General features: G+C 42.8%; 1 protein-coding gene. It reads left to right on the forward strand.

Annotated elements, in window-relative coordinates:
* Window positions 1-246: 246 nt before the first annotated feature.
* The gene (pstS, locus tag XEN7305_RS00005) at window positions 247-1,317 is read left to right on the forward strand and encodes a phosphate ABC transporter substrate-binding protein PstS (protein WP_006507228.1); all 1,071 of its coding nucleotides are present in this window, start codon (window positions 247-249) and stop codon (window positions 1,315-1,317) included.
* Window positions 1,318-1,489: the final 172 nt, after the last annotated feature.

Here is a 1,489-nt window from a genome sequence, read left to right on the forward strand (position 1 = left end):
AGTTTGCGTCGAAGCGTCAACCACCCCTATCCAGCTCACGCTTTTTTAGGGAATCTCCGTCCTTTAGCGGCACCGGAGGGCGGAGAGGATGTCAAAAAGTCCTTTCTTAATCTAAGCTTGAACTTTTGGTTACTTTTTCTTTACCAACTAGTAAGGCAAACAAGATAATCTTAGAGCTAGTACTTATACTTATTTCCCACACTCAATTAAGCAATTTACCAAAGATAGAATATTTACAGAACATTTATGGTTTTTTTCATTTCAGCTAAACGTCAGCTTTGGTTTGCCCCTTTATTAGCTCTTAGTGTTGGCCTTGCTTCTTGTGGTGGTGCTCCCACAACAGAATCCAATGGTGCAGAAGGCAAATCTGTATCTTTGACAGGCGCGGGTGCTAGCTTTCCTGCACCTCTTTACCAAAAATGGTTTTTTGAATATAACAAGCAAAATCCTAATATCCAAGTTACCTATCAGTCCGTAGGTAGTGGTGCTGGAGTTGAGCAGTTTACCCAGCAAACTGTTGACTTTGGTGCTAGTGATGTGGCGATGAAAGATGAAGAAATTGCCAAAGTAGGGCGTGGGACAGTCTTGCTCCCGATGACAGCAGGTAGTGTTGTTCTTGCTTACAATCTTCCTGGGGTTGAAGGCTTACAGTTATCCCGTCAAGCTTATGTTGATATTCTACTCGGCAAAATTACAAAATGGAATGATCCTGCGATCGCAGCAACTAATTCCGGAGTAAGTTTACCAGATGCCGACATTAACGTTGTTTTCCGTTCCGACGGTAGTGGCACCACGGGAGTTTTCACCAAACATCTTAGTGCTGTAAGCCCTGAATGGAAAGATGCAGTGGGCGAAGGTAAAACGGTGGAATGGCCTATAGGCGTCGGAGCTAAAGGAAATGAAGGGGTGACCGCTCAAATTCTGCAAACAGAAGGTTCTATTGGTTATATCGAGTATGGATATGCCAAACAGCAGGATATTGCCACTGCTAGTTTAGAAAATAGAGCAGGAAACTATATTGCGCCCTCTAGTGAATCGGCTTCTCAATCCTTAGCAGCAGTCACTTTACCTGCGAATCTGCGCGCTTTCATAAGTGATCCTGAAGGAGAAGATTCCTATCCCATAGTCACCTACACCTGGATCTTGGCCTATGAAACCTATGATGATTCAGATAAATTAGATGCTTTTAAAGAAGTCATTAATTGGTCTTTAACCGATGGACAAGCTTTATCAGAAGAATTAGGTTATATTCCTCTACCTGATAATGTAGTCAGCAAAGTTCAAACTGCTTTAGATTCGATTCAAGTTGTTCAATAAGTAAACGAGGGCAGATGGCAGAGGGCAGATGGCAGAAGGTTTTGAACTTTATATAACTGCTCTCGAATTTCTACTTTATTTAACGGGGCTTCGCCCTTGAAGGCAGAGGGCAGAGGGCAGAGGGCAGAAGGATAAAACTACTTCTAACTTATCCCTTTAGGTTGAATTCCTC

It is taken from the genome of Xenococcus sp. PCC 7305 (assembly GCF_000332055.1).
Lineage (GTDB): Bacteria > Cyanobacteriota > Cyanobacteriia > Cyanobacteriales > Xenococcaceae > Xenococcus.

Excerpts from the sequence above, each read along its gene's own strand:
- pstS (WP_006507228.1), top strand. The coding sequence starts at position 247 with ATGGTTTTTTTCATTTCAGCTAAACGTCAGCTTTGGTTTGCCCCTTTA.